Below are 18,452 nucleotides of genomic sequence, written 5' to 3' on the forward strand. Positions count from 1 at the left end.
TCACCATCTCAACGCGGCCGTGCGCACCGGATGGTCCCAGAGCGCTGATGTCTCGCTGTCGAGCAGGCTGACGGTGAGCGAGCAGCCGGCCATGTCCAGCGAGGTGACGTAGCTGCCGACCAGCGAGCGGGCGATGCGCAAGCCGCGCTGCTCGAGCAGCCGCCGCGCCGCATTGTACATCAGATAGAGCTCGATCGTCGGCGTGCCGCCAAATCCGTTGACGAGCAGCAGGGCCTCGGTCCCGGCGCGCGCGTCGAGATCATCCGCGATCGCTGTCGTCATCTCGGACGCGATCGCATCGGCCCGCTCCAGCCTGACCCGGCGGCGTCCCGGCTCGCCGTGAATGCCGACCCCCATCTCCATCTCGTCCTCGCCGAGCACAAAGGTTGGCGTGCCCGCCGCCGGGACCGTGCAGCTGGTCAGCGCGACTCCCATCGAGCGGGTTCGGGCGTTGACGCGCTCGCCAAGCGCCACGCAGGCGGCGAGATCGGCGCCCTGCTCCGCGGCCGCGCCGACGATCTTCTCGACAATCAGGGTGCCGGCCACACCGCGGCGCCCGATGCTGTAGGTCGACTTCTCGACTGCCACGTCATCATCCGTCACGATGGTCGCCGTGCGGCCCTCGGCGATCTCGGCCGCCATTTCGAAGTTCATGCGGTCGCCCGCGTAATTCTTTACGATGAACAGAACGCCGGCCTCGCCCGCAACCGCCTGTGCCGCCTCGACGATCCGATCCGGCGTCGGCGAGGTGAAAACCTCACCCGGACAGGCGGCGTCGAGCATACCATAGCCGACGAATCCTGCATGCAGCGGCTCATGCCCGCTGCCGCCGCCCGATACGAGCGCCACCTTCTTCGGATTCAGCTCGCGGCGCCGCACGAATTTCCGTTCTGCTCCGAGCGTGACAAGATCCGCATGCGCGGCCGCAAAGCCGTCGAGGCTCTCTGCGAGCACGCTGTCGACCGAATTGATGAACTTCTTCATTGTCTCCTCCCCGTTCCGTCCCGGTTTCTTGCCTTGGCCTCACGCTTATTTTTCCCGCATGATGGCAATCAGGCGCCGCGTGAACTCCTGCAGCAACGTATCGAGTTCGGTGTTGCGCTTGGCGCTGCCGAGATCCGGCAAATGCAGCGTCAAGGTCCGCTCGTGCGATCCCTCGCTCAATCGGCCGATCCGGCGCGGATGTGCGCGGGCATAGGCGCGTAGAAAGGCGGTCTTCGCCTGTGGCGGGAAGTGGCAGACGTCGAAGATCGTATTGAGATGCTGCACAGGTATCGGCACCGGATAGGCTGGATTGCTGATCTGGCTGACGAAGCTGCGATTCTTTCCGATGGCGTGCGCAAGGCGCAGCCGCATGCCCGACGGGCGGCTCTCCAGCACCTCCTTGAAGATCCGCTTGTAGACCGCAACAGCGCCGGCTTCGGCCGGTTCGTCGCTCACCGTGTCAGCCAAGGCTGCCTCCGCTGCTCAGCCGGTCGATGGTCTGCTTGATCTGCGCAAGCGCCGATGCATTCACGGATAGTTCGCGCAAGCCGCAGTTCAGCAAGGCCGGGAGGCAGCGCGGATCGCCAGCCATGTCGCCGCACAGGCTGACGCTGATCCCGGCGCGCCGCCCGTGTTCGGCCGTCCTCGCGATCAATTCCAGCACGGCTGGATGCAGCGGATCCATCAGCGGCGCGAGGGCTCCGTTGGAACGGTCGCAGGCAAGCACATATTGCGCGAGATCGTTCGAGCCGATCGAGAAGAACGCGGCCTTGAAGCTCCTTATCGCGAGCGCCGCCGCCGGGACCTCGACCATGATCCCCAGTTCGGGAAGCATCGCGGCAACGCCGTCCGCCTGCAAGCGCTGCACGATGTCGGCGAACAGCTGCCGTCCCGCCTCGAGCTCGTCCGCCGACGTGACCATCGGAAACATGACCTTGAGATTTCCACGCACCGCGGCCCGCGCCAGCGCGCGGAGTTGAACAGCAAATATTTCGGGCCGGGCCAGGCAAAGCCGCAAGCCCCGAACCCCGAGAAACGGATTGGCTTCGCCATCCAGCGTAAAGCCTGAAACCGGCTTGTCGCCGCCGGCGTCAAAGGTCCGGATCGTCACCGGGCGCCGGGCGGCCCAACGCAATACCGCATCATAGGCCTGGAACTGGGTCTCCTCGTCGGGCAGAGCGCCCCGCTCGGTCAGCAGGAACTCGGTGCGCATCAGGCCGATGCCATCGGCATATTGCGCGTCCGCGTGATCGAGATCGGCAACGCGCTGGATGTTGATGAACAGCTTGATCGGCTCGCCGCGCCACGATGCCGTCGGCCGGCGCAGGATCGCGCGCGCGGACGCCCTGCTTTTGCGATGGCTTTCGTGCCGCTTCTCGAACAGGCGGACCTGCTCGGCACTGGGATCGAGTTCGAGCGTCGCTCCCTCGCCGTCGAGCAGCGCGGTTGCTCCCGCATCCGGAATCGCGCCGAGTTGAACGACCATCGGAATGCCGCGCGCACGCGCCAGCATCGCAACATGGCTGGTGGGGCTGCCGCCCAACAGCGCCAGGCCACCGCCGCCGGACCAGTCGATCTCCAGGAATCGCGAGGGCGGCAAATCCTCGGCGCAGACGACGGCGCCGCTCGGAATTGCCTGAGGCTGGCCCCCGCCTCCCCGCAGAATGTTGATGACGCGGTCGCGCAAATCCGCAAGGTCCGAGGAGCGCGCCTGCAAATATTCGTCCGGCGCCGCATTGTAATCCGCGATCTGCGCGTCGAGCGCCGTACGCCACGCGACGTCAGCAGCATCGCCCTCGCCGATCGAGGCGAAGATCGCTTCAACGAGGTCCTCGTCCTCCAGCAGCGCGACCTGAAACTCGAGAATTTGAGCAGCTTCGCCACCGGCGATTTCGGCCAGATCCGCGATCTGTCCGCTTGCCTTATCGATCGCAGCACGAAGCGCGAGCGCCTCTTCAGCCAGGTTGCCCACGACGCGCGCGCCGTTCGTGCCGGCATCGACCCGGACGAATGGACCATGGGCGAAGCCGATCGAGGCGGTCCTGCCGCGATAGGCCAGTCCTGCGGCGCCACCCTGCATGCTACGGAGCCCCGTCCGGAAAGTCGGTTGCGATCAGCTCGACCAGCGCCGCGACGGCGGCCTCCGCGTCACTGCCCGACGCCTTGATCTCGATCGTGCTGCCGTGAGCGGCGCGCATCGCCATGATCTTGGCCACACCCTTGGCATTGATCCACTCGGGCGCGCCTTCGACCCGGACGGAAATCTGGGCCTGAAACTTCTTGGCGAGCTTGGTCAGCTTGACCGCCGGGCGCGCATGCATGCCCACCGCGTGCACCAGCCGTACATTGCCGGTGAAGATCTGTTCGTCCGCTTTATCAAGCATGCTCATGTTCCATTATCGCTTCGCCGACAGATCAGTCGGCAGAGAGTTCCTCGGCCACGGCCTTCACCTGGGCCAGCGAGCTGCCGCCCGCCGCCTCGGTTGCCGCCATCACGGCGCCCTCGACGATCGGCGCGTTGCAGACGACGACGAGATCGCGGCGCGCGGGTTCCAGCATCTCGACCGCCATCTCGCTATTGGTCTCGGCGCCGCCGAGATCGACCAGGATCGCGACGCCCTTCGCCGACCAGGCATCGTTGATGGCGTCCATAATGAGGGGAACGCTGGTGCCCAATCCGCCGTCGGGATTGCCGCCGCAGAACGCCACCTTGACCTCGCTACCGACCATCTGCCGCACCATGTCGGCGGTGCCCTTGGCAATGTCCTGGGAATGCGAGACGATCACGATACTCACGGTTTCAGTCATTGCTTCCCCTCCAGGCTCGCGCAGACTGCCTGCACGAGTACGCAGCTCGAGCGTGCGCCCGGATCGAGATGTCCGATGCTGCGCGGCCCGAGGAACGACGCACGTCCCTTGGTGGCCTGCATCGGCGCGGTCCGTGCGAGCGCATCGGTTGCGGTGGTCCTGATACGCGCGATCAGATCCGGCTGTCCGGCCGCGGCCTTCAGCGTCTCCAGCACGGGAACAAGCACATCCAGCATCGTCTTTTCGCCGACGTGCGAGCGGCCGCGCGCGCTGACCGCGTCTACGGCACTGCCAAAGACGTCGGCGAGATCATCCGGCAAATGCTTGTCGTGCGAGAGCGCTTCGCCGGCGGCGAGAAAGAAACTGCCGTAAAGCGGCCCGGAGGCGCCGCCGACCGTCATCACCAGGGTCTTGCCGATCATCTTCAGCGCTTCATCGAGCGGCTGCGCGGAGATCGCGTCGAGCTTGCCAAGCACCGCCTCGCATCCGCGCTTCATGTTTGATCCGTGGTCGCCATCGCCGATCGCCTGATCCAGCGTCGTCAACTCCGGCGCGCTGGCAATGACCTGCTCGGCGGCCACCTTGATCAGCGATCTGAACGTCTCGGGTTGCAGTGACATCGACTTGGTCCTCTAGTGAATCATCGCAGGGATTCGTTGCCCCGCGTGATCGAAACAAAGCGGATGCATCAGGTGTAATTCGACCTCCTGCCCGGTTTGCAACGGCTGATGCGGATCCGCAAGCGTCACCAGCATCGCGCCCCTATAGTCCAGGTGAACGTGATTCTGCTCGCCGAGGTGCTCGACGCGATGGACGCGGCCAACCATCTGCCCGCCATTGCGTGGACCGATCTGGAGGTGCTCGGTGCGGATGCCGACCGTCTCCGTTCCCGGCGGCACCGGCACGTCGGACAACAGACGGGCCGGCAGGACATTGATCTGGGGCGTGCCTAGGCGCGAGGCGACATAGAGGCTGGAGGGATCTTCGTAGATCTCCCGCGGCGTGCCGAGCTGAAGCAACTGACCATCCCTGATCACGCCGATCCGTGAGGCCATCGTCATGGCCTCGACCTGATCGTGGGTCACGTAGAGAATGGTCGCGCCAAGCTCGCGCTGGATCCGCTTGAGTTCGAGGCGAAGCTCGGCGCGGAGCTTCGCATCCAGCGACGAGAGCGGCTCGTCCATCAAATAGATCGCGGGATCGCGAACCAGCGCCCGGCCGATCGCCACCCGCTGCATTTCGCCACCCGACAGGCGCGTTGCGCGGTTGTTCAACTTGCTTCCGATATGCAACAGCTCTGCCGTCTGTTCAACGCGCTTGCGGATCAACGGCTCCGGCACGCGATGCGCGGGAGAGCGCAACGGAAACGCCAAATTGTCATAGACCGTGAGATGCGGATACAGCGAATATTGCTGGAAGACAAACGCGATATCCCGGGACCCTGGCGCTTCATGCGTTACGTCGCGCCCGTTGATCATGACCGAGCCGGCATCAGGACTCTCGAGACCGGTGATGAGCCGCAGCGTCGTGGTCTTGCCGGCGCCGCTCGGCCCCAGCAGCACCATGAATTCCCCGTCGTTGATCGTCAGCGAGAGTTCGCGCACCGCCTCAATCGCGCCGAAGCGCTTGCTGATGTTGCGCAGGACGACGTCAGCCATGGCGTGCGCTCTCCTGACTAGCGGTCCGAATTGCGAGGCCGCTGCCGACATCGAACAGCGCGAGCCTCTCGGACTGGAATTCAAGACCCACCGTTTCGCCGACCTGCACCGACGCGCTGGAGGGCAGCCGCGCCGCGACACGTCCATGCGCCGTGTCGACGGTGACGATCTGCGTGGTGCCGAGATATTCCGCGCCGAACACCTCGCCGCGGACCGGCGCCGCGTCGGCGAAGCGGATATGCTCTGGGCGCACCCCGAGCGCCAGCTCGGCGCTGGTGCGATCCTCGCGGATCTCTGGGACCGTGATCCGCGTATCGTGGAAGCTGATCGCGCGATCGCCGGAATGCAGACCTCCCTCAAAGCGCAGGAAGTTCATCGGGGGCGAGCCGATGAAGTCGGCCACGAACATGCTCGCGGGCCGGTCATAGACCTCCTGCGGCGAACCGATCTGCTCGACGCGTCCCTTGTTCATGACGGCGATCTGATCCGCCATCGACATCGCCTCGAGCTGATCGTGCGTCACGTAGACCGTGGTCGCCCCAATGCGATCGTGCAGGTCGCGAAGCTCGCCGCACATCAGATGACGAAACTCGGCATCAAGCGCGCCGAGCGGCTCGTCCATCAGAAACGCCTTCGGCCGCCTGACCATGGCGCGACCGAGCGCGACCCGCTGCCGATCGCCACCGGACAGTTTCGAGGTCTTGCTCGACAGCAGATGCTCGATCCGCAACAGCCGCGCGGTCTCCTGCACTTGCTCGCGAATCTCGCGCCGGCCCATGCCCTGGCACTTCAGCGGAAAGCCGATATTCTCTGCGACATTCATGTGTGGGTAGAGCGCGAACAGCTGGAAGACGAACGCGATGTCACGCGCGGCGGCGCGGCGGAACGTCACGTCCTCGCCATCCAGCAGGATCTTCCCCTCGGTCGGCAGTTCGAGGCCCGCAATCATGCGCAGCGTGGTGGTCTTGCCGCAGCCCGACGGTCCCAGCATCGCAAAGAAGGTGCCGTCATCGATGGTGAAGTTCGAGCCTTGCACGGCCGTGAACTGATCGAACGACTTGCGGAGGTTCTCGACGCGGATCTGAGCCATCTCTGCCGCCCTATTCCGGAAAATGACTGACGATCATGAACCCGATCGTGCCGACGAGGATGGTTATGAAGGAGTAGCTGTACAGGTCGATCGACCAGGGCTGCACCAGCATGAAGATGCCGCCCCCGATCAGGATCATCGCGCCGTTCTCCCAGGGCCCGCGACGGAACCAGCGAGAGAGACCGGCTTTGGCTGCAGCAGAATCGCTCATTTGCGCACAGCTCCGAAGGTGATGCCGCGGAGCAGGTGCTTGCGCAACACCACGGTGAACAGGACGATCGGGACGACGAACAGCGTGGTCGCGGCCGCAACGGCCGGCCAATCCTGCCCGCCCTCGCCGATGATGAAGGGGATGAAAGGCGGCATCGTCTGCGCCTCGCCGCTCGTCAGCAGAACCGCAAAGGCGTATTCGTTCCACGAGAAGATCAGGCAGAAGATCGCGGTTGCCGCTATCCCGGTGACCGCCTGCGGCAACACCACCTTGCGCAAGGCCTGCAGCCGCGTGTAGCCGTCGACGAGGGCGGCCTCCTCATACTCGCGCGGGATCTCGTCGATGAACCCCTTGAGCAGCCACACCGCGAGCGAGACATTCACGGCGGTGTAGAGCAGGATCATGCCGAGCCTGGTGTCGGTCAGGTTGAGCTCCCGGTACATCAGATAGATCGGGATCGCGACCGCGACCGGCGGCATCATCCGTGTCGAGAGGATAAAGAACAGGAGATCATCCGCCAGGGGGATGCGGAAGCGCGAGAAGGCGTAGGCCGCGAGCGTGCCGAGGAAGACCGCCAGGAACGTCGATCCGAAGCCGATGATCAGCGAGTTGACGAAGCGCGGCACGACCTTCGACGGTCCGGCGATGACCATGTCGCGCTGGCGCACCAGTCTGTCGTACCAGGTCTGCGGCGGCGGCAACTTGGCGATGAAGTCCGGCGTCTGGCGGGTGCGCACCGTAAACAAATTGACGTAGCCTTCGAGGGTCGGCTGGAAGAGCACCTTGGGCGGATAGGCGATGGCATCGCTCTGCGACTTGAACGCGGTGGCAACGATCCAGAGCAGCGGCAGGATCGTGATCACGGCGTAGAGAATGACGAGGCCGCCGGCCACGGTCCTTGCGCGCGGCGTGGCTTCGACGATGGAGTGGGCGGTGGACCTGACCACAGGTTTGGCGGCGGCAGCGGTCATCGTTGCTTCACCTTGTTGAGCGCTTTGACGTAGATATTGGCGGCACCGAACACGGTCACGAACAGGATGATGGCGAGCGCAGAGGAATATCCGGTGCGCCATTTCTCGAACGCCGCGCGCTTCAGCGTGATCGACACCAGCTCGGTGGTCGACCCCGGCCCTCCCGAGGTCAGGAGATTGACCATGTCGAACATCTTGAAGTTCTCGATCGCACGGAACAGCACCGCAAGCATCAGGAACGGCACCGCCATCGGCAGCGTGATCGACCAGAATTGCCGCCAGGGCGAGGCACGATCGACTTCGGCCGCCTCATAAATGTAGTCGGGAATCGATCGAAGCCCGGCAAGGCAGATCAGCATGACGTAGGGAGCCCACATCCAGGTGTCGACCAGCACGATGGTCCAGGGCGCCAGCGCGACCTGCCCGGTCATGCTGAACGAACTCGGCGGCACACCCGTGAACAGACTGATCAGGGAGTTGAAGGGCCCGATCTGCGGCTGCAACAGCAGGGTCCAGAAGTTGCCAACCACCGCCGGCGACAGCATCATCGGCAGCAGGATGATCGTGGTCCAAAAGCTGTGGCCGCGAAACTGGCGGTTGATCAGGAGCGCCAGGCCGAACCCGATCACCACCTGCAATGCCACCGAGCAGATCACGAATTGCGCCGTGGTCTGCAGCCGGATCCAGACCTCCTCGTCGGTCAGGATGTCGATAAAATTGTCGAGCCCGACGAACCGCAGCGGCAGATAGGACATGCTGAGGTTGAGGTTGGTAAAGGACAGCCGGATCATCCACACCAGCGGAAAGATGTTGATCGCCAGCAACAGCGTGATCGTCGGCGCAATGAACAGCCATGCGATGGTGCGGTCCGAAAGGCCACGGACACGCCACGCGGCGCGGGATTTAGCGGGTTCGCTCACGCGCGGGATCATAGCATGATCAGGTTCAAGGATCGTCGTCATCGGGTCCATCGGCTGGCTGTTTCGGCTTCCCCGAGACGGCGCTCGGGGAAGCCAGTTCAGTTAGGTCACGTGGGTCACAGGGCTATTGCGACGCGACTTCCTTGCCCTGCTCCTTGAAGACCTTGGTCCAGTCCTTGACCAGGAGATCGAGCGCCTGCTGCGCCGTGCCCTTGTCGGCGACGACGTAGTCATGCACCCGCTTCTGCGTGTCGAGCAGCAGTTGCGCGTAGGACGGCTCGGCCCAGAAGTCCTTGACGATCCCCATCGACTCCAGGAATTGCGGCGCGAACGCCGCGCTCTTCGGGAAATCGGGCGCATCGACCACCGCCTTCAGCGCCGAGTAGCCGCCGATCTGCCACCATTTCTGCTGCACGGCCGGCTGCGCGAACCATTTGATATAGGTGAGCGCATCGTCCTTGTGGTCGGAGGTCGCTACCACCGAGATGCCCTGTCCGCCGAGCTGGGTGAAGTGTCCGTTCGGACCGGCCGGATTGACGAAGAAGCCGATCTTGTCGCCGCCGACATTCGGATCCTTGTAGAGGCCGGGGAAGAAGGCGAACCAGTTCATCTGCATCGCGACCTGGCCCGACTTGAAGGCATCGAGTCCCTCCTGCATGTAGGCGTTGGTCATGCCTGGCGCGGTGCAGCACTTGTAGAGTTCCTTGTAGAACTCGAGACCCTTGGCCGCGTCGGGCGAATTGACGAAGCCCTGCATCTGATAGGCCTTCTTCGGATTCTCGTAGCTGAAGCCGTAATTGTAGAGCACGTTGGTCACGCCCATGGTGATGCCTTCCGAGCCGCGCTCGGTGAAGATGTAGGCGCCATAGACCTTCTTGCCGTCGATCTCGCGGCCCTGGAAGAACTCCCCGATCTGCTTCAACTCGTCATAGGTTTTCGGTGGCGCCAGATCGCGGCCATACTTGGCCTTGAACGCGGATTGAATCTCCGGCCGCGAGAACCAGTCCTTGCGATAGGTCCAGCCCACCGCATCGGCCATCGCCGGCAACGCCCAGTAGTTCGGCGTGTTCTTCGGCCACTGCGAATAGCCGACGACCGTCGCCGGGACGAAGTCGTCCATCGATATCTTCTCCTTGTCGAAGAAATCGTTGAGCTTGACGTACCACTTGTTCTCGGCGGCGCCGCCGATCCACTGGCTGTCGCCGATGATCAGGTCGCAGAGCTTGCCGTGCGAGTTGAGCTCGTTGAGGAAGCGATCGGCATAGCTCGTCCAGGGGACGAACTCGTACTTCATCTCGATGCCGGATTGCTTGGTGAAGTCCTTGCCCAGTTCGACCAAAGCGTTGGCCGGATCCCATGCCGCCCAGCACAGCGTGAGCTGCTTGTTCTGTGCAGCGGCTTCGCCGCCGCCGAATACTCCCAACGCAGCGACCGCAAGGACCGCAGACGCCGCTGCACTGCCTAGCCAATTCAATCTTCGCATATCCGTTTCCTCCCTATCGTTGAAGCACCTCACCCGCTCGGCGAGCCCTGCGAGGGACGACGCCGAGACCTGAAACCGAGTTGATGAGCGATGATGGAGAACGAGACGGCCCCGCTCCGGAAAAATGTCCGGATGGAATGCCTCCTCCCCCGCATCGGCTCGATGCGCGATGTTTAGTTTTCTTGTGGTACTAAACGTATTACTAAATTTTGTAAGCCGTCAAGCCGGTTCTCGTGAGCCTGACGAAATGATTTGCGACGTTCGCGCGCGCAAACGGCACGATCGCAATGCAGCATTATACATGGTCATTTCGTGCGTTTGCGATCGTCGACCGGGCCTGGCGAGAGCCATCCAGACCACGCAAATAGCAGAAGAACCAAAAGGTTGAGCGCGCCCAACATGTTTAGCAAATGACTTTACTGAACGTTCAATGAGGCTATTGAGGGCGCGAGCGGCGGCTTTGCGAGTTTGTCTCGCGCAGGAGACGGCGAGCTTTGTAATTGTCGGCGGCGATGGGTATTTATCCGGCCGAGCCGCTCAGCCATTCAATGTCTGGTTGACATCAATTATCCGGATTAGACTGAGCCGGTATCAGTTCGGGACATGCCAACATGAGTGATGATCTTCAGATCAATTTCCAGGCGCCGGCGAATCTTCGCAAATGGCCATCGCTCAACAATGAGCGCCGCCCCGGTTCGGGGCCCTACGTGGTCGTAGACGGCACGCTCGATGACTGCATACGCGGCTTCATGTCGAAGCCTGCGTCGGCGCGTCATCTGTACGAAATCCACTGCACGCCGCAGCCGCCTTTGGTGACAGACGTTTTATCTCACGAGCACGTCGTTGAGTTGGCCCGATTGCGCGAATTCCTGTGATCGTCTGCCTTTTTTGACGGTCGTCACTGCGGGAAAGCTGTGATAACAAGCCCGCTCTGATCCAAAGGAGCACGCATTGTGAAGAAGGCAACCAAGAAACGCGTTAAGCGGCGCGAGTGGACCAAGAACGACATCAAGGACCTCAAGGCGCATTCAAAGGCACGGACGCCGGTCGTCAAAATAGCCAAGACGACAAAGCGGACGGTCGGTGCGCTGCGCCAAAAGGCGCTTCAACTCGGTATCGGCCTCGGCCACCAGCGTTAACGCTGCGCGCGGTTACGAGCGGCACTACATTGTTGATGGGTGCGCCGCTCGTGGCAGCCGACCGAATGGCTCACGCATCCGGGCCGAGCTGACGTCCGGAGCGACAGCGGCGGGCAAGTCAGCCCGCACAGCCGCGAATCGCCGATGCGATCGCGTTCGGGGAAACCGATCGTTGACCGGCGCTACTTCTTCTTCCCTGAAGCAAAGCCCGGCTGCCAGCCGGCCGCTTTCTGGCTCGGCGCCGCGGCAATGACCTTGATCTTTTCCTTCTTGGGTTTCTTGGTTTCCCGAGTGCCTCGCCGCTCGCCCTTGCTCGTCATATCGGTCTTCTCCTGCTCTTCGAGACAATTCAATTCGTCCGGCAAATGGACCTGACCGCGCGGGGTGCAGATCCTCACATCGATGTAGCCTTGCTGCAGGAGCTGCGTGGCTTTCCTGAGCGCAGCCGCCGCCGAGATTTGCGCGCACCCTTCAGCCACCGGCGAATGCCGCGGGAATTGCGGTGATTGGCGATGGTACGCCGGCATCCAGCCAATAGCGAGTGCTAAAGCATCTGGCGCCGGCGGCGGAATCACGCAGCGCAGGAGCCGCTTCCCTCGCCACTCGAATAAGATAGCAATGGCTATTGTGGCCGAAGGGGCGCATGCTGGCATACCGGCAGCGCTGGCGTAATCGTTCGCGAAAAGGCAGGCGCGTGACCATCCGTTCTCGACGTGAGGTCGTTACCTTCAAGCACCCCTGTCGGATCAGGGGCATCGATCGCCTATTGCCCGCCGGTGCGTACGAAGTCATCACCGACGAGGAGACGATCGAGGGACTTTCATTTCAAGCGTTCCGCCGCATTGCCACCATGATCATCGTGCCGGCAGAAGGTTCGCGGGGGCTTGCGACCGAGATGGTCTCGATCGGCTCGGTTGATCTCGCTGACGCGCAACGCAACGACGCGAGCGCTTCCGATGTCTGACGAGCCGCTCGACCTCGACAAGCATCGCGGCATGGCGGCAAAGAAGGCGACCGACCTCCGCCGTGCGCTGGCTGAGGTTGAGACCCATGCGAGAGAGCTGCGGGAGCGCCGAGCCGAGATCGAACAACATTTGCTGTCGTCCCCCGCCACGTCGTGGGCGGAGGCGGCCGTCAAGGCGCGCTATGTCCTGAAGCTGTATGCCGCGGGACTGCCGCCGGAAGACACCAAACATCACGCGCTGGTCACCGCCATCCTCGACGATTTTGCCCGATTGACCGAGCAGAACTGAGGCGTTGGTCGCTGCGTCGCTTCGATAAGGAATGGAACACATGACGCTGATACCCGGCCGCTTCATCGGCTATGAATACGACAGGATGGTCGTCCGATTCTCGATGCTCGACGGCGCGAGGGAAGTTCCTTGCGCAATTTCGACCTCTGCCATGGACGATTTGGAAGGTCCCGTCCGGGCGAAGGCGGAACAACGCGAGGCGCAGTTCATCCGGCTGCGCGAGCGTATCGAAGCCTGCGCCGACGGCAAATACCGCGCGACCGAGCTCGAGGGCACGCCACCGGGGATCATCCTGCGCAGTATTGATTTCCGGAAGCAAGGCTAGAGCGTTTTCGAGCGAAGTGGATACCGGTTCGCGTAAAGAAAACGCGTCAAAACAAGAATCTAGCAGCTTCCCTTTGGTACACTTTTCGACATACGCCAACATGCCTTGGGTGTAGGGTATCGGATATCACCATCAGGTCTTTGGTCTCCATCGGTGACTGAGAGTGTTGTGCTCCCGCCGGCAAACAGGGAGTGTCGCATGCCCGACGCGCAACTCACGAACAAGCTCTCGGTTCGCGAAACGGCGAGCCCGCGGTGTCCGCTGTGTTACGGCGCCATGGAAGTCCTTCATGTCGTATCCGGACGACCGGGTTTCGAGCACTGGACCTTGAGGTGCAACAGATGCCGGCTGGTCCATCAAGCCCAGGCCGCTGCGGATCCGATCAGTTCCGAAGCTTTGCGCTGGTGCGACGGCGAACTAAGGCCGCCCCAATAGGGCTGATCAGATCAATTTCCTAGAGCGCCCAAAGCGGCACTTCCTCGATCAGTTCTGCCATTCTTCACCCCATATCTGGACGACATGGCCCGGCGTGGCCTCGCGGTACTGCCGCGCGGGCGGCTGATAGTCAGGAGCACGCACGGGACTCCTGATCTCCTCGTTCGAGACACCACGTCTCGCGGCACGGCGCGCAGGATCAGGGATCGGCGCGGCTTTCATCAGCTTTTTCGTATAGGGGTGCTGCGGATTGCCGAACACCGCCGCGCGGGGACCGATCTCGACAATTTCGCCGAGATACATCACCGCGACGCGATGGCTCATCCGTTCCACGACCGCGATGTCATGGGAGATGAAGAGATAGGCCAGACCCATGCTCGCCTGAAGGTCGAGCATCAGATTGACGACCTGCGCCTTGACCGACACATCAAGGGCCGAGACTGCTTCGTCGGCAATGATCAGCTTGGGCCCAAGCGCCAGCGCGCGGGCGATACAGATGCGCTGGCGCTGGCCGCCGGAGAACTCGTGCGGAAAACGCGAGGCCATATCAGGCGTCAGCCCCACGCGAACGAGCAGATCGGCAACGATGTCGCGTGCCTGCGATGCCGACGCGAGCCCGTGAGCACGCAGCGGTTCGGCGATCGCCGTGCCGACCGACATGCGGGGATTGAGGCTTGCAAATGGATCCTGGAAAACCAGCTGGATCTGCTTGCGAAACTCGCGCAACCTGCGCGCATTCATGCCGAGAACGTCCTGGCCATCGACCACGATCGCTCCGCTGTCCGGCTGAACCAGCTTGAGAATCGATCGGCCTGCGGTCGACTTCCCGCAACCGGACTCGCCGACCAGCGCCAGCGTTTCGCCCGCCCGGAGGCTGAAGGATATGTTCTCGACCGCGTGAACGCGGCCCGAAACCTTTCCGAACAATCCCGACCGGATCGCAAAGCGCGTGGTCAGGTTGCTGACCTCGAGCACCGGGCGCCCGACGGTATCGACCGTATCAGGCGTCTCCACAGGCTCGTCCGACGTCCCGGTTACCTTGTCGACAACCGGGAAACGCATCGGCCGCGGCCGGCCCTCCATGGACCCGAGACGCGGCACGGCCGCGAGCAGCGCACGGGTATAAGGATGCGCGGGAGCGGCGAAGATCCGTGCGGTGGTGTCGGTCTCCACCGCCTGACCGTCATACATCACCACGGTGCGGTCAGCGATTTCGGCGACTACACCCATGTCGTGCGTGATGAAGAGGATCGACATCTCCTCTTCCTCCTGCAGCACCTTGAGGAGATCCAGGATCTGCGCCTGAATCGTGACGTCGAGCGCGGTCGTCGGCTCGTCGGCAATTAGCAGCTTCGGCTTGCAGGCCAGCGCCATCGCGATCATCACGCGCTGACGCATGCCACCGGAGAACCGATGGGGATGTTCATGGAAGCGCGATTTCGCGGCGGGGATGCGCACGCGCTCGAGCAGACGAATGGTCTCGGCCTCAGCCGCCGCGCGCGACAGGCCGCGGTGGTGGACCAGTGCTTCGGCGATCTGAAGGCCAATCGTCAGCACCGGATTGAGGCTCGTCATCGGCTCCTGGAAGATCATCGCGATTTCGTTGCCACGCACCTCCTTCATCCGCTGCTCGGGCAGTGTCAGGAGATCGCGGCCGGCGAGCTTGATGCTGCCCTCGATGCGCCCGCTCTCCTGCGAAATCAGCCGCATGATGGAAAGGGCCGTAACGCTCTTGCCGGAGCCCGACTCCCCGACAATCGCCACGGTTTCCCTGGCGGCAACGTCGAACGACACGTTCCGGACCACTGGTAGCCATTGCCCATCGCGCATAAACGAGGTGGTCAGGCCCGAGATCGACAGCACCGGGACCTGCCCAGCTCCAGGTGAACTTGCGGCGCCGGCCGGCGTTGCGCCGGCAGCGAGTTGGTCAGATCCATGAGAGCTGATACTCATCCTGAAGCCTTCAATGCATGGTTTCAGTAGCCGCGTTCGCGATCAACGCGGCCTGGCAAAGCTTCACCGCGGCGATGGCGAGCGATGGTGTCGAGCACGAATTCAACCGCGGTTTCCGGTGTCGTCATGCTTGCGTTATGCGGCGTCAGAAGGATGCGCGGATGGTTCCAGAACGGATGGTCCGCAGGAAGCGGCTCGGCTTCGGCGACGTCGAGAACGGCGGCCGACAGCACGCCGCGTTCGAGCGCCGCGATCAGATCGGCTTCGACCAGATGCGCGCCGCGGCCGACATTGACGAGCCGGGCGCCGGGCGGCAACTGCGCGAAGAGCGATGCATTCAGGATGCCGCGCGTCTCATCGGTCAGCGGCAGCAGGCAGACAAGGATGTCGGTCTGGGCGAGGAACTCCGGCAGTGCGTCGTTGCCTGCATAGCAACTGACGCCTTCGATGCTGCGTGGCGAGCGATTCCAGCCCGCAAGCGGAAAGCCGAATGATTTCAGTCCCTCGAGCACAGCCTGGCCGAGCAGGCCAAGGCCCATCACGCCGACTCGGCGCTTCGCGGCCGGCGTGACCCGGATCTCGCGCCAGACGCGGTCGCGCTGCTGAGCGATGAACGCCACGAGATCGCGATGCAGCGCCAGCACGGCCATGGTGGCATATTGAACCATGGTCTCGGTGATGCCGGGCTCCAGCATGCGAACAAGCGGCACATGGGCTGGAAGCTTCGAAACATCGAACTGATCGACCCCCGCTCCGACCGAGAAGACGAGTTCGAGATTGGGGAATGTTGCCGCGATGTCGTCCGGCGGCTTCCACACCGCCAGATAGCGCACCTCGGCGGGATCGCCGATATCGGGCCACAGCCGGAACGGCAGGTCCGGGGCGTGCCGCGAGAAGAGGCTGGCCCATTCCATGCCGCGAACGGTGTTTGCCTTGTAGAGAAATGTCATGCCTTAGCCCTGATCCAACACCATTAGAACGGGCTGACCGGCGCGAGCGGCCGGCCGTCGATCAGGCGCGTGTGGCTGTAAGCGGCCGGATCGACCAGCGGCGCACCGCCGGTCACGATGTCGGCGGCAAGCTTGCCGGCCGCGGGACCGATGCCGAATCCGTGGCCGCTGAAACCGGTCGCAAGGAAGAAGCCCGGCAGCGTATCGACCGGAGAGATCACCGGAATGGTGTCGGGCGTGGTATCGATGGTCCCTCCCCAGGCCTCCGCGATCTCGATGTCCTTCAGCTCGGGATTCGACTTGATCAGTGCGGCCAATGCCGAATTGACCAGCGACATATCCGGCGCCGGATCGCGCACGCGCTCCGCCTCGAACGGCGACGGCGTGTCGAGGCTCCAGCTTGTGCCGCGCATGATCTGATCGAAGAACGACTTTCCAAACGACAGCTTCAGTCCGTTGCGGCGGTGCTTGTAGGTCGGCCAGAAGGTCCGGGCATAGCGAAAGAGGTCGGGCGACAGTTCCACTGTACCCCGGCCGCGCAGCGCGAGCGTGAAACCGCCATCGAGGCGGCGGCGGATGCAATAGAAGTCGGTGCCGAGCGCACCTGACGTAATCTCCGGCGCCGGTGTGGTTCGGCACGCGGTTGCGTTGACCAGACCGATCGGCAATTCGATGCCGTGGCGCCGGCAGAACAGCGACGACCACGCCCCGCCAGCGAGCAGCACGGACTGCGCGCGGATGGTGCCCTTCTCGGTGACGACGGCGCTGACCCGGCCGCCCTGGGTCTCGAGCCCGCGCGCGGCGCAGCCTTGATGGATCGTCACCCCGTGCTTGCGCGCAGCCGTTGCCAGCGCGGGTACCGCCATCGACGGCTCGGCGCGCCCGTCGCTCGGCGTGTACAGGCCGCCGATCCAGGGATCAGTATTGCCGGGCAAGCGTTCGGCGATCTCGGCGCGCGACAGGATCGTCGAGTGAACCTGCAGTTCGCGCGCGGTCTCGGCCCATTTCTCCCAGGCGGCCAGCTCCTGCGGATTCTTGGTCAGGAACAAGACGCCGGTCCGCCGAAAGCCGGCATCAACGCCGGCATCGATCTGCATGTCGTCCCACAGGCGCAGTGCCTCGCGGGCCAGCGGAATCTCGGCGCGCGCACGGCCCTGCTGACGGCACCAGCCCCAGTTGCGGCTCGACTGCTCGGCGCCGACATGCCCCTTCTCGACCAGGGCGACGGAATGCCCCTTCTTCGCCAAATGATAGGCGGCCGAGACGCCGATGACGCCGCCGCCGATGACGACGACATCCACCTGCGCCGGCAAGCGCTCGTCGCTTGTTATACGGTTGAGCGGCGGGGACATGATGCTCTCCTGACAATCGGTTTGATCGAAGCCTGTTGGCTCCTTATGGGATATTCATCCGCGGATCGAGCGCGTCGCGCAGCCCGTCGCCGAGGAAGTTGAAGCTGGTTACCGCAAGCGTGATGGCAACGCCCGGCGCGATCGCGAGCCAGGGCGCGCTGGTCAGATAGATCTGGGCGTTGTTGAGCATGTTGCCCCAGCTCGCGGCCGGCGGCTGGATGCCGTAGCCGAGATAGCTGACATAGGATTCCAGCAGGATCGCCTTGGCGACGTTGAGCGTCGCCGCCACCACGATCGGCGCCATCGCATTGGGGACGAGTTCGCGGAACATGATCCGCAGGTTCGAGGAGCCGAAGGCTATCGCGGCGATCGCGAAGTCGCGCTCTCGAAGCGAGCGGACCTGGGCCTCCACGACGCGGGCGACGCCCATCCACGCGGTTGCCGCGATCAGCACCGTGGTTGTGACAAGGCCCGGCTCGGTCAGCGCCGCGAGCGCCAGCAAGAGAAAGATCGACGGGAAGCACAGCACCGCATCGACAAGCCGCATCAGCACCGCGCCGACAACGCCACCATAGAAGCCGGCGAACGCGCCGACGACAATGCCGACCGCCATCGCAATCACCATTGCGACGATGCCGATCGCAAGCGAGATACGACCACCCATCATCAGCCGCGCCAGCACGTCGCGGCCGAGCTCGTCGGTACCAAGAAGATGAGCTCCCGACAGAGGCGGCGCGAACCGCTTCATGACGTCGATATAAGTATCGTCGAACGGCAGCAGATAAGGACCGAACGTCGAGCCCACGACAAGAACGAGAATGATCACGGCGCCCGCCAGGGCGAGCCGATGACGGCGGAACCGCCGCCAGGCGGCCTGACCGGGCGTGGGATGAGCGATTGAAAGGACTGCCGTGCTCATC

At 63.5% G+C, this 18,452-nt stretch carries 22 protein-coding genes; 5 read left to right on the forward strand and 17 right to left on the reverse strand.

Annotated features, from left to right (window positions below):
* The 12 genes from dhaK to UP09_RS21065 form a co-directional block, all read right to left on the reverse strand.
* Positions 1–984, reverse strand: coding sequence for a dihydroxyacetone kinase subunit DhaK (gene dhaK / locus UP09_RS21010; protein WP_044540192.1), 984 nt, complete (start codon positions 982–984; stop codon positions 1–3).
* A gap of 45 nt (positions 985–1,029) precedes the next feature.
* Positions 1,030–1,452 carry a hypothetical protein gene (locus UP09_RS21015; RefSeq protein ID WP_044540193.1) on the reverse strand — a complete coding sequence of 141 codons (423 nt, stop codon included), beginning with the start codon at positions 1,450–1,452 and terminating at the stop codon, positions 1,030–1,032.
* The gene (ptsP, locus tag UP09_RS21020; RefSeq protein ID WP_044540194.1) at positions 1,445–3,064 is read right to left on the reverse strand and encodes a phosphoenolpyruvate--protein phosphotransferase; all 1,620 of its coding nucleotides are present in this window, start codon (positions 3,062–3,064) and stop codon (positions 1,445–1,447) included. Before ptsP ends, UP09_RS21015 begins: the two co-directional genes overlap by 8 nt.
* Position 3,065: 1 nt before the next feature.
* Positions 3,066–3,368 carry an HPr family phosphocarrier protein gene (locus UP09_RS21025; protein ID WP_245302098.1) on the reverse strand — a complete coding sequence of 101 codons (303 nt, stop codon included), beginning with the start codon at positions 3,366–3,368 and terminating at the stop codon, positions 3,066–3,068.
* Positions 3,369–3,399: 31 nt separating this feature from the next.
* Positions 3,400–3,792, reverse strand: coding sequence for a dihydroxyacetone kinase phosphoryl donor subunit DhaM (gene dhaM, locus UP09_RS21030; RefSeq protein ID WP_044540196.1), 393 nt, complete (start codon positions 3,790–3,792; stop codon positions 3,400–3,402).
* Positions 3,789–4,412, reverse strand: coding sequence for a dihydroxyacetone kinase subunit DhaL (gene dhaL / locus UP09_RS21035; protein ID WP_044540197.1), 624 nt, complete (start codon positions 4,410–4,412; stop codon positions 3,789–3,791). The genes dhaM and dhaL overlap by 4 nt, the downstream gene beginning before the upstream one ends.
* A gap of 12 nt (positions 4,413–4,424) precedes the next feature.
* On the reverse strand, positions 4,425–5,450 hold the full coding sequence (locus tag UP09_RS21040) for an ABC transporter ATP-binding protein (protein ID WP_044540198.1): 1,026 nt from the start codon (positions 5,448–5,450) through the stop codon (positions 4,425–4,427).
* Positions 5,443–6,540 (reverse strand): ABC transporter ATP-binding protein, encoded by a 1,098-nt coding sequence (locus tag UP09_RS21045; RefSeq protein ID WP_044540199.1) that lies wholly within the window; start codon positions 6,538–6,540, stop codon positions 5,443–5,445. Before UP09_RS21045 ends, UP09_RS21040 begins: the two co-directional genes overlap by 8 nt.
* A 10-nt stretch (positions 6,541–6,550) precedes the next feature.
* The gene (locus UP09_RS21050; protein WP_044540200.1) at positions 6,551–6,751 is read right to left on the reverse strand and encodes a hypothetical protein; all 201 of its coding nucleotides are present in this window, start codon (positions 6,749–6,751) and stop codon (positions 6,551–6,553) included.
* Positions 6,748–7,722 (reverse strand): carbohydrate ABC transporter permease, encoded by a 975-nt coding sequence (locus UP09_RS21055; protein WP_044540201.1) that lies wholly within the window; start codon positions 7,720–7,722, stop codon positions 6,748–6,750. The genes UP09_RS21050 and UP09_RS21055 overlap by 4 nt, the downstream gene beginning before the upstream one ends.
* Positions 7,719–8,654 (reverse strand): carbohydrate ABC transporter permease, encoded by a 936-nt coding sequence (locus UP09_RS21060; RefSeq protein ID WP_044540274.1) that lies wholly within the window; start codon positions 8,652–8,654, stop codon positions 7,719–7,721. The genes UP09_RS21055 and UP09_RS21060 overlap by 4 nt, the downstream gene beginning before the upstream one ends.
* A gap of 112 nt (positions 8,655–8,766) precedes the next feature.
* On the reverse strand, positions 8,767–10,125 hold the full coding sequence (locus UP09_RS21065) for an ABC transporter substrate-binding protein (protein ID WP_044540202.1): 1,359 nt from the start codon (positions 10,123–10,125) through the stop codon (positions 8,767–8,769).
* A gap of 611 nt (positions 10,126–10,736) precedes the next feature.
* On the opposite strand from UP09_RS21065, the gene UP09_RS21070 reads away from it, so the two are divergent.
* Together UP09_RS21070 and UP09_RS21075 are read left to right on the forward strand one after the other, a co-directional pair.
* Positions 10,737–11,000, forward strand: a complete 264-nt coding sequence (locus tag UP09_RS21070; protein ID WP_044540203.1) for a hypothetical protein — start codon at positions 10,737–10,739, stop codon at positions 10,998–11,000.
* Between the two features lie 78 nt (positions 11,001–11,078).
* The gene (locus tag UP09_RS21075) at positions 11,079–11,264 is read left to right on the forward strand and encodes a hypothetical protein (protein ID WP_044540204.1); all 186 of its coding nucleotides are present in this window, start codon (positions 11,079–11,081) and stop codon (positions 11,262–11,264) included.
* Positions 11,265–11,446: 182 nt separating this feature from the next.
* Here the strand turns inward: UP09_RS21075 and UP09_RS21080 are convergent, their stop codons facing one another.
* A complete protein-coding gene (locus UP09_RS21080; RefSeq protein ID WP_156164703.1) occupies positions 11,447–11,839 on the reverse strand; it encodes a hypothetical protein in 393 nt (130 codons plus the stop codon).
* A 119-nt stretch (positions 11,840–11,958) separates the two neighbouring features.
* On the opposite strand from UP09_RS21080, the gene UP09_RS21085 reads away from it, so the two are divergent.
* From UP09_RS21085 to UP09_RS21095, 3 genes are read left to right on the forward strand one after another with little or no spacing between them, the layout of a single operon-like run.
* Positions 11,959–12,228: a hypothetical protein gene (locus tag UP09_RS21085; protein WP_044540275.1), complete on the forward strand. Its 270-nt coding sequence runs from the start codon at positions 11,959–11,961 to the stop codon at positions 12,226–12,228.
* Positions 12,221–12,517 carry a hypothetical protein gene (locus UP09_RS21090; RefSeq protein WP_044540206.1) on the forward strand — a complete coding sequence of 99 codons (297 nt, stop codon included), beginning with the start codon at positions 12,221–12,223 and terminating at the stop codon, positions 12,515–12,517. The genes UP09_RS21085 and UP09_RS21090 overlap by 8 nt, the downstream gene beginning before the upstream one ends.
* Positions 12,518–12,557: 40 nt before the next feature.
* Positions 12,558–12,842: a DUF1488 family protein gene (locus tag UP09_RS21095; protein WP_044540276.1), complete on the forward strand. Its 285-nt coding sequence runs from the start codon at positions 12,558–12,560 to the stop codon at positions 12,840–12,842.
* Between the two features lie 483 nt (positions 12,843–13,325).
* Here UP09_RS21095 and UP09_RS21100 read toward each other — a convergent pair whose 3' ends face one another.
* From UP09_RS21100 to UP09_RS21115, 4 genes are all read right to left on the reverse strand, one after another.
* Positions 13,326–15,107, reverse strand: coding sequence for an ABC transporter ATP-binding protein (locus UP09_RS21100; protein WP_502689069.1), 1,782 nt, complete (start codon positions 15,105–15,107; stop codon positions 13,326–13,328).
* A gap of 146 nt (positions 15,108–15,253) precedes the next feature.
* Positions 15,254–16,180, reverse strand: coding sequence for a 2-hydroxyacid dehydrogenase (locus tag UP09_RS21105; protein WP_044540208.1), 927 nt, complete (start codon positions 16,178–16,180; stop codon positions 15,254–15,256).
* A 23-nt stretch (positions 16,181–16,203) separates the two neighbouring features.
* Positions 16,204–17,532 carry an NAD(P)/FAD-dependent oxidoreductase gene (locus UP09_RS21110; RefSeq protein ID WP_044540209.1) on the reverse strand — a complete coding sequence of 443 codons (1,329 nt, stop codon included), beginning with the start codon at positions 17,530–17,532 and terminating at the stop codon, positions 16,204–16,206.
* Positions 17,533–17,575: 43 nt separating this feature from the next.
* Positions 17,576–18,451 (reverse strand): ABC transporter permease, encoded by an 876-nt coding sequence (locus UP09_RS21115; RefSeq protein ID WP_044540210.1) that lies wholly within the window; start codon positions 18,449–18,451, stop codon positions 17,576–17,578.
* Position 18,452 lies beyond the last annotated feature (1 nt).

It is taken from the genome of Bradyrhizobium sp. LTSP885 (assembly GCF_000938305.1).
Lineage (GTDB): Bacteria > Pseudomonadota > Alphaproteobacteria > Rhizobiales > Xanthobacteraceae > Bradyrhizobium.

Bases quoted from the DNA above. Each gene is read 5' to 3' on its own strand.
- UP09_RS21065 (WP_044540202.1), bottom strand. From the start codon at position 10,125: ATGCGAAGATTGAATTGGCTAGGCAGTGCAGCGGCGTCTGCGGTCCTT.
- UP09_RS21105 (WP_044540208.1), bottom strand. From the start codon at position 16,180: ATGACATTTCTCTACAAGGCAAACACCGTTCGCGGCATGGAATGGGCC.
- dhaL (WP_044540197.1), bottom strand. From the start codon at position 4,412: ATGTCACTGCAACCCGAGACGTTCAGATCGCTGATCAAGGTGGCCGCC.
- UP09_RS21095 (WP_044540276.1), top strand. From the start codon at position 12,558: ATGACGCTGATACCCGGCCGCTTCATCGGCTATGAATACGACAGGATG.
- dhaM (WP_044540196.1), bottom strand. From the start codon at position 3,792: ATGACTGAAACCGTGAGTATCGTGATCGTCTCGCATTCCCAGGACATT.
- ptsP (WP_044540194.1), bottom strand. From the start codon at position 3,064: ATGCAGGGTGGCGCCGCAGGACTGGCCTATCGCGGCAGGACCGCCTCG.
- UP09_RS21110 (WP_044540209.1), bottom strand. From the start codon at position 17,532: ATGTCCCCGCCGCTCAACCGTATAACAAGCGACGAGCGCTTGCCGGCG.
- UP09_RS21060 (WP_044540274.1), bottom strand. From the start codon at position 8,654: ATGATCCCGCGCGTGAGCGAACCCGCTAAATCCCGCGCCGCGTGGCGT.
- UP09_RS21070 (WP_044540203.1), top strand. From the start codon at position 10,737: ATGAGTGATGATCTTCAGATCAATTTCCAGGCGCCGGCGAATCTTCGC.
- UP09_RS21045 (WP_044540199.1), bottom strand. From the start codon at position 6,540: ATGGCTCAGATCCGCGTCGAGAACCTCCGCAAGTCGTTCGATCAGTTC.
- UP09_RS21100 (WP_502689069.1), bottom strand. From the start codon at position 15,107: ATGCGCGATGGGCAATGGCTACCAGTGGTCCGGAACGTGTCGTTCGAC.
- dhaK (WP_044540192.1), bottom strand. From the start codon at position 984: ATGAAGAAGTTCATCAATTCGGTCGACAGCGTGCTCGCAGAGAGCCTC.
- UP09_RS21055 (WP_044540201.1), bottom strand. From the start codon at position 7,722: ATGACCGCTGCCGCCGCCAAACCTGTGGTCAGGTCCACCGCCCACTCC.
- UP09_RS21090 (WP_044540206.1), top strand. From the start codon at position 12,221: ATGTCTGACGAGCCGCTCGACCTCGACAAGCATCGCGGCATGGCGGCA.
- UP09_RS21025 (WP_245302098.1), bottom strand. From the start codon at position 3,368: ATGCTTGATAAAGCGGACGAACAGATCTTCACCGGCAATGTACGGCTG.
- UP09_RS21040 (WP_044540198.1), bottom strand. From the start codon at position 5,450: ATGGCTGACGTCGTCCTGCGCAACATCAGCAAGCGCTTCGGCGCGATT.
- UP09_RS21115 (WP_044540210.1), bottom strand. From the start codon at position 18,451: ATGAGCACGGCAGTCCTTTCAATCGCTCATCCCACGCCCGGTCAGGCC.
- UP09_RS21050 (WP_044540200.1), bottom strand. From the start codon at position 6,751: ATGAGCGATTCTGCTGCAGCCAAAGCCGGTCTCTCTCGCTGGTTCCGT.